Origin of the sequence: Levilactobacillus parabrevis ATCC 53295 (genome assembly GCF_001434055.1) — a bacterium.
GTDB lineage: Bacteria > Bacillota > Bacilli > Lactobacillales > Lactobacillaceae > Levilactobacillus > Levilactobacillus parabrevis.
The window spans coordinates 23,797-31,624 of record NZ_AZCZ01000034.1; the positions used below are offsets into that span (position 1 = coordinate 23,797).

General features: G+C 40.9%; 6 protein-coding genes. 5 read left to right on the forward strand and 1 reads right to left on the reverse strand.

Annotated features, from left to right (window positions below; genetic code table 11):
• The first annotated feature begins 24 nt into the window (after nt 1-24).
• The 3 genes from FD07_RS09330 (at nt 25) to FD07_RS09340 (ending at nt 4,833) form a co-directional block, all read left to right on the forward strand.
• Nucleotides 25-2,247: an AAA family ATPase gene (locus FD07_RS09330; RefSeq protein WP_162254225.1), complete on the forward strand. Its 2,223-nt coding sequence runs from the start codon at nt 25-27 to the stop codon at nt 2,245-2,247.
• Between the two features lie 600 nt (nt 2,248-2,847).
• Nucleotides 2,848-4,158 (forward strand): ATP-binding protein, encoded by a 1,311-nt coding sequence (locus FD07_RS09335; protein WP_020090080.1) that lies wholly within the window; start codon nt 2,848-2,850, stop codon nt 4,156-4,158.
• 135 nt (nt 4,159-4,293) lie between these two features.
• The gene (locus FD07_RS09340) at nt 4,294-4,833 is read left to right on the forward strand and encodes a plasmid pRiA4b ORF-3 family protein (RefSeq protein ID WP_020090081.1); all 540 of its coding nucleotides are present in this window, start codon (nt 4,294-4,296) and stop codon (nt 4,831-4,833) included.
• Between the two features lie 579 nt (nt 4,834-5,412).
• Here the strand turns inward: FD07_RS09340 and FD07_RS09345 are convergent.
• Nucleotides 5,413-5,793, reverse strand: coding sequence for a MerR family transcriptional regulator (locus tag FD07_RS09345; protein WP_020090082.1), 381 nt, complete (start codon nt 5,791-5,793; stop codon nt 5,413-5,415).
• Nucleotides 5,794-5,863: 70 nt separating this feature from the next.
• Here FD07_RS09345 and FD07_RS09350 point away from each other — a divergent pair, with 70 nt between their 5' ends.
• Both FD07_RS09350 and FD07_RS09355 read left to right on the forward strand, forming a co-directional pair.
• Nucleotides 5,864-6,529, forward strand: coding sequence for an SDR family NAD(P)-dependent oxidoreductase (locus FD07_RS09350; RefSeq protein ID WP_020090083.1), 666 nt, complete (start codon nt 5,864-5,866; stop codon nt 6,527-6,529).
• Between the two features lie 273 nt (nt 6,530-6,802).
• Nucleotides 6,803-7,660, forward strand: coding sequence for a hypothetical protein (locus tag FD07_RS09355; RefSeq protein ID WP_020090084.1), 858 nt, complete (start codon nt 6,803-6,805; stop codon nt 7,658-7,660).
• Nucleotides 7,661-7,828 lie beyond the last annotated feature (168 nt).

A 7,828-nucleotide genomic window follows, 5' to 3' on the forward strand; every position in this document is an offset into this window, starting at 1 on the left:
TCAAGTGTAATGAAGATAGTGAATATGTCTGAAAAAGCATTTAATAATTTTACATTAAATGAAGGTAAAGACTTAAAACCAATTAGTGTTTTTTTCGGTCGAAATGGTTCTGGAAAATCTGCGGTATCTGCATACCTCCAGGAAAATTATAAGGAAGGTATGTATGTTTTTGACACTAATTTTGTTGAGCGCAATGTTAGGAGTAAAGCAACAATTGATGGTACTAACCTAGTTGTTGGAGCTGAACATATAGACAGAACAGACTCTATACAACAGGCAAAGACTGTTGGCAGTAACCTAGAAAAAGCAATTGATAGTGATAATGTCCGCATAGACAGTATAAAAAAGAATATAAATGCATTGATGATGGCAATTATTAATGATAAAAAAGAAAGTTTTGGTACAGCCAAAATACACCAAAAGGCAAATGCTACTCGAAATCCAGAAAACGCTTTTAAATTATGGAAGAGTGAAATATCTCAAAGCGTAGATAGTTCTCCGGAGTATATGTCTATCAATGAATTAAATGCAGACTTAGTTCTTACAAGAGAAGAACTAAGTGGTTTAAATGAAGTTCTTCAAGATTTTTTGATTAACAGAAGAGAAGGTTTTATTTCAGCTATGAAGAATGTTGTTTTGAAACCAGGAACAAGTGTTGAAGCAGCCGTAGCCGGATGGCTTGAGCAGGGATTACAATTACATAATATTGATTCAGATGATGAAGAATCTGAAGAGAACGTAAAGTGTCTATTTTGTGGTAGTGATTTCGTTGTTTCAGATGTTAAAGAGTCAGTTCATGAACGCATTAGTTCAGAGTATGTTTCTTTAACAAAAGCAATAGGAAGATTAAAAAACCAAATTATAAGTGAGAAAGATAAAATAGCTAAATTTGGAGACCTAATTTCAAAAGAATTGCAGCAAGAAGCTGAAAATAATATTGATGAAATGTTAGGTGTTCTTACTACCAAACTAAAGCATACTGATTTGCCGATTGAAATAGATGAAAAATTTTTTCTAAGAATTGAAAATTTAAATGCAGCTATCTCTGATAGGGAGAGACATTTGAAAGAAAAGGAAAAGCATTTAATATTAGAAACGGAAAAAGTTGAAGGCATCACAAAACAGGCGATTGGTCAGGCAATTGTAACAAATACAGAAATCACTAGTGCAATTAAAGATTTGAGAAAGCTAGAAAATGACAAAAGTAATGATGAAAAATCTAGCTCTCTTACTAATAAATATTTAGTGAGGTTGAATAATTCTTCAAACAACCTAGAGGGTTTTAAGGAACTAATGAATCAAATGTTGAAATCGTTAGGGATGGGTTTTTGTTTGCAGTTTTCAATTAATAATGCTGATTCTTTTGATGTCGTACTTACAGATAGTATGGAGCGACCAATTGGTGTCAAATCTTTAAGTGAGGGAGAGTTAAGGTTAATAGCATTTGTTAAATTCTATCTTAGTCTATTCACAAATTACGATAGAGCTAAAGGGCAAAAAAGAGCATCGTGGGAATTTAACTCAGATGTAAGAGAAATTGTTTTAGATGATCCAATAACGAGTATTGATTCCAACAATCGGTACTTTATGACAAACTTGATTAATAAATTATTGCATCAAGTATTACATGTTTATAGTCAGCAGAAGATAGAAGTGGCAATCTTTACACACTCTATATATGACTTTCATAACTTTGCATTCCGTATAGGGAAGCAGCAACTGGAACGTTACCAAATTATGAAAAATTCTCTTTCTGAAAGTATTATGGAGCTTGTACCAGAGGAACAAATGAGTAATTATAGTGACGATTATCGAACTACCTTTTTTGAAATTATAGAATTCTGTTCAATTAATAAAAAAAGATTGCCGGAAACACATCAATACTTGAGGTATGGTAATCAGTGCCGATTTATATTAGAAACGCATGCTCGCTCTAATTATAATATTAGTAATGTTACGAATAATAGTCTAAGGAAGATTATGGAGTGTTATTCTATACCAAGTAAAGATGAAGAAATTATAGTCGGAATGTTAGATGTAATAAATTCTTTGTCACATGGCATATCATACACCTGGGATTTTGTGTCAGGGATATCAGCGGCAGAAATTCAGAATGCTGCTCGGGTAATGGTTTGGATGTTGTATGAAAAGGATAAAATGCATGTAAAGGCAATGGTACCTGAAGAGAAATGGCATGACTTTGAACAAAAAATAAAGAATTGGGAAATTGGAGTAAAAGATGTTTAAGCAAATTAAAAGAGAGGCGAAAGATCTTGGCGAATTCTATAATCAAGTTAGCTGCTTAGAATTTTGGGCAAAATAAATGCACCAAGACGCGGATCTCAGGTATTATTGGAGTTCCTACAACTAACAATGAAAGAGGTCTTCGTCTTGATGCAAGAACAGCTTACCATGAATTGCCCCAAGGGTCATCACCTAACTTTGAAAGAACGTGGAAACATTGAAGTTCTGTGAAGTCTACGTGGCAGAGCTTGCTGACCAATTGGTATCACAAGAAACGCAAGGTTTGTCATCGTCCTTGTAAGTTCTTACAAGGCGTGACTTTCCTTGCTTTCTTTGTGAAGCACTTTAAGGATGATCCGATGAAGGTGTTGGCCATGCTAAGGCATTATGACTTTTTCGCCCTAATGAGATGGGGTTATATAAGTACATCGATGAACAGCTCTTAGAAGTCTGAAACTTGGATCTTGCTAGCAAGTATATGTTTCTTGAAGAGATGGTGACATGACGATTTGATCAGTTACTGAATCAACGTGTGGCTTGACAGCATTCTCTGGGTGACAATGCTATAATTAAGCAGAGTTTCTGACGGGGGAGGGATACCGGTTGCTTGAAAATGAAGATGAGAACATTGAATATAAGGTTACATTAACAAAGCATCTAAAACGCGAAATTGTAAGTTTCCTCAATAGTAGACGCGGTGGGACAATTTATATTGGGGTTGATGATAAAACACATGAGTCACAGCATGTAAGTGATCAGGAACGGAAGACGTGGGAGGAGACCATTACAAACTGGGCAATCAGTGCATTTTATCCAGTTCCGTACAGTTTAATCCAAGTGTTTCCTAACGCAACTGTGTTTACTGTGAAAGTACGTGCAGGTCGGAACAAACCATATGCACTTGCGTCTAATGGTTTTGACGCAAGTGGTGTGTACGTTCGCCAAGGAAGCTCTGCTGTCAAAGCATCCAATGAGATGGTACGGAGAATGCAACAACGATATCAGGTGAGCGGTGAATTTGATTCAGAAATATCAAATGAGCAATCATTAACTTTTAAGGTCGCTCACTATGTGTTTGAGGATCTAAATCTAAACTTCAATAAAAACGCTTTAAAATTGATTAATGACAATCATTACAACAATGCAGCATTGTTAGTTAGCGATCAGAATCCCTTCTCTGTGAAGGCGGCAAGCTATGAAGGTACTGATGTGATGTCCTTTAAAGATAAGCGTGAATTCAGTGGAGCGATTACGAAGCAAATTGATGATGTCCTTAATTATTTGGACCTTGCTAATCGACGGCAGGTTATGATTACTGGGAAAGGTCAACGCTCGGAACGGCGTGACTATCCAACTGTGGCAATTCGAGAAGCGGTGGTTAATGCACTGGTCCATCGGGACTATTTGCTCCACTCGAGCGTAAAGGTAGAAATGTTTGATGACCGTTTAGAAGTAGTCTCTCCAGGTGGAATACCAGATGGACTGACACTTGATGAAATTAAGGATGGTTTGACAGCTGCACGCAATCCCCGCTTAATTCATATTTTAGATAAAATGCAATATATTGAAAATTACGGAACGGGTATTAGGCGAATATATAAGGCCTATGATGATTCTGATGCAAAACCAGTGTTTGAGGTCCGAGAAAATTCATTTAAGGTTATTTTTCCAAATCGTAATTATGTCCTAGATATTAAAAAGAAAAATAATGCTGTGACGCTTGATCTGAATGATGGAGAGAAACTAATTCTTAAAGTTTTGCAGAGTGAGAATAGAGCTATGAAACGGAAAGAAATTGAAAAAGCTTCTGGATTGTCACGTAGCAAAGTTTTTAGTGGGTTGAAGTCCCTGATTGCTGCGGGAGAGGTCGAAGTTTTGGGTGCCTCTGTTAGTACTGCATATCGGGCCGTGTAGAAGCACCATTAGCAATCTTGCTGGATTGCCTTTTGAAATCGGACGCAATCGGACGCAATCGGACGCAATCGGTGAATTAATCCAGCTGGATTTTGTTAGTACCAAGAGTAAATAAAGATTAGGAGACGTGCCTACATGGCTGAAATTGCTGCACTAGAAATTTCAATCAAACTGAAGGATATTAAACCGGCTGTCTCACGAAAGTTAATCGTTCCCGTGACAATTCGTTATGACCAGCTACATGTGTTGCTACAATTGGCCTTTGGCTGGACCAATTCACATTTGTACAGTTTTCGAGTAAAGCATCAACCAGACCGAGAATACGTGGGTTATGTAGATGATATGGGTATCGGCGGGGAGCAAATTCTAGCCAGTCAGGCCTATGTCTATCCGGATTTGCAGAATAATGAGATTTTATATACGTATGATTTCGGCGAAGATTGGGAGCACGTGATTGCCTTAAAGCGCGTCCTAACATTTGATGAAATCCAAGGTGTTCAGGTGCCAAGCTGTACTTGGAGTCGGGGAGCAAATCAGGCTGAGGATGGACAGGACGCAGAGGCCGCAGTGGAATTCAATCGCCAAAGTTTGAATCAGGAACTTACCTTATGGTCTCGTGCGGGTGAACAAATGATTCGGGCAGACGATCTGGGATTGATACCTAAGTTTTATTAGAAGGTTAATCAGTTTGAATTGGCAGAGCACCATTAGGTTTACAACAAGGAGTCGCCCAAGAATAGTTGGGTGGTTCATTTTGTCGTTGGGCTGGTGCTATCTGACTTGGTTTGCTTAGTAGGCTTAGTCGTGTTTTGAGTAGCGGTGCTCTCAGTAGCCTTTTGGGATGTGGCATCGGTAGTCGTAGTTTCGTAATGGGTTTCATCAGTGACCTGGGTAAAGGCATGTATGGCAACTATGTCACTGGCGAGTTGGGTGTCCTGAAGCGCCTCTTTTTACTGTGGCGGCAACACTAGCCGTGCTTGATGCAGTGTTAAATGTCTCTTGAACGGTACTCGCAACTTGGTTAGCGGCTGAAGCCGCCGCTTGTGTTTGGGTGACGGTGGCAGCGAGACTCGGCTAGTATTAATTGGGCAGGCTTACCGGGCATTTATGATTAATGATGGGTCGCCGTATCACAAGTGATGCGGTTATTCTTGGGATTAATCACTAGGTGGGTAGTTACGTCCACACCATAAGCATCACAATACGGCAAACAAATAGGCCTCGAAATCGTCGAGGCCTGTTTGCGTATGTCGCTCACATCACCGCACTGTCTCCAGCTAAATACCGCTCCAGCTTATGATCAATCACTTTCAGTTGTTCCTGCTTATCAGCAATCGACGCGATGACGCGCTTACGCTGTTCGCGCATTAATTCAATTCGTTGTGGTAGGCTGCTATCGCCTTCACGGACTAAGGTAGTGTAGTGCTGCAATTCAACAATCGACATGCCAGCTTCTCGCAAATAATGTAAGTTAGTTATCCAGTGTAGGTCTTCATCATTAAAGATCCGTTGATTATTTTCATTGCGCTTTTCTGGTGGTAATAAGCCACACTCTAAGTAATATCTGACTGTTCGAATCGTGACATTAGCGGCTTTCGCAAACGCACCGATCCGCATCAATTGATTTTTGTCCAATTTGGCTTGACCTCCCGTTACGTTAGGTTGATATAGTAGATTCATCATAACAGAAAAGGAAGCTATGGATATGACTATCAAGACATTAATTACTGGTGCTGATCGCGGGATGGGTTATGAATTAGCCCTAGAACTTGGTTTGAAAGGCCAGTATATCTATATTGGTTCTAGGAATTTAGCTCGTGGACAGGCTGCTGTAGCCCGGCTCGAGGCTGCTGGTGTTCAAGCGCAGGCGGTACAGCTAGACGTGACCGAGCATGAGTCGATTGTTGCCGCGAAAGCAAGTATCACAGCTGGTTTAGATATTCTCATCAATAATGCTGGTATTGCCGTTGATCATGAGACTAAGCCGTCGGAACTGTCACTAGATGCAATTCGGCAAGATTTTAACGTGAATTATTTCGGCTTGATCGACGTTACGCAGGTCTTCTTGCCACTTTTGAGGGAAGCACCGGCTGGCTGGATTATCAATATCTCCAGTGCAGTGGGGTCATTGACTCTGGCCAGTGATGCCAGTACCAGCATTCGCAAGCTACAAGCATCTGGGTATCAGGCTTCTAAGTCAGCGGTCAATATGTTCACTGTCAATCCTGGTTGGGTAGACACCAGTTTTGGTGGTGGGGGCGGTAATCGGATCGTGAAAGTAGGCGTGGCGCAGACTGTGGAATTGGCCACTTCGGATGCGTTAACTGATTCTGGCACGTTTTCAGATATTGATGGTATCGTACCTTGGTAACCTACTCAAATTAAGTACGACAAACTAAGAAGATAAAGTCATCTCTAGAAGGGGATGGCTTTTTGCAATATAAACTGTCATCTATTCTTGATAACGAATGTGACCACTTTCACCTATCCCCTCATTAGAGAATATCAAGCCATTGTAGGTGGTTTAGCGGGCCCCAATGGTGTTGTGAGAACAGCAATCTGGTTTCTATTTATGTGCTAGTCGTAACTGGTAAGCCCACTGGCAAAGTGCTAAGCTTACCTCATAGTTAGGAGGAAGCTACATATGAAAAGATTTATTCAGGGGACGTTGGCTTTAAGTCTGGGGTTAGGCTTATGGCTGGCTACGACCACGACCGCGTCGGCGAATCAATACTCGGCCAGACGCGGTAACTCGGTTCGTTTGATTTGGCGGAAACCGATGGGACAGCACCAATTTACTGCCAATCGGGGGTACCGCTATTCTAGACACTTAACGGTTCGTTATGAGCGAAATGCCTCGGTCAGTGCCACGACTTGGTTTACCGATGCTCACGAGAAGTTTTACCAGAAGAATCGCCATAACTACGCCATCTACTACCATGTGCGTAATGGTAACGGTAAGATGCAGGGCTGGATTTGGCGCGGATACCTGAAGCCGGTTCCGAAACCGGTCGCGCCTAAGGTCACACCAGCTTACGTCAAAACGGAAGCTGCTCAGTCCCAGAAAATCACTAAATTTTTCCCGGGTGTTAAGACCGACAAGCGGTTGACGAGATTGGTCCAGGACTTTGTAGTCGCCAATGATGACGGAGAAACCTACCAAGAAAATTGGGAGTCCTGCGTCGAAAGCAATGGCTTCTCACCTAAGGAAGCGCAACAAATCCACCTGATTAGTTCGATGGATGGTTCTGTTGATGGCAACACTCTGACTAGTGCCTATAAGGCAGGCAAGCTAACACTCAAGGACTACTTCTCAAGAATCGCCATGAGCAAAGGGGCACCAATTCCTTCCAAGGAAGACGACTATTCACGCTCAGTTCCGGTGACCTACACCCAGTTCAAGGGTTGGCACATTGGTGTTGCAACGGTAACGCCGAATGATACCCGAAACTTGGAAATTGGTTATCCGATTATCTATGTGGCTTTAATTCCTGGAAAATAATTTCATTTCAGAACATACAAAAGGAGCCTTAGTTTTTCGACTAAGTCTCCTTTTGTGCGTGGTGCTAGTTAATCCGATGCCAAGTATCCGGGCTTGTAAAATTGATCTGAATGCTGCTTTAATAAGATTCGCCAATGAAAATGAATGGCGAATTTTATAATCAAGTTA

What these genes read in the sequence shown, in the direction of transcription:
- FD07_RS09350 (WP_020090083.1), top strand. Translation starts at nt 5,864, where the DNA reads ATGACTATCAAGACATTAATTACTGGTGCTGATCGCGGGATGGGTTAT.
- FD07_RS09355 (WP_020090084.1), top strand. Translation starts at nt 6,803, where the DNA reads ATGAAAAGATTTATTCAGGGGACGTTGGCTTTAAGTCTGGGGTTAGGC.
- FD07_RS09330 (WP_162254225.1), top strand. Translation starts at nt 25, where the DNA reads ATGTCTGAAAAAGCATTTAATAATTTTACATTAAATGAAGGTAAAGAC.
- FD07_RS09340 (WP_020090081.1), top strand. Translation starts at nt 4,294, where the DNA reads ATGGCTGAAATTGCTGCACTAGAAATTTCAATCAAACTGAAGGATATT.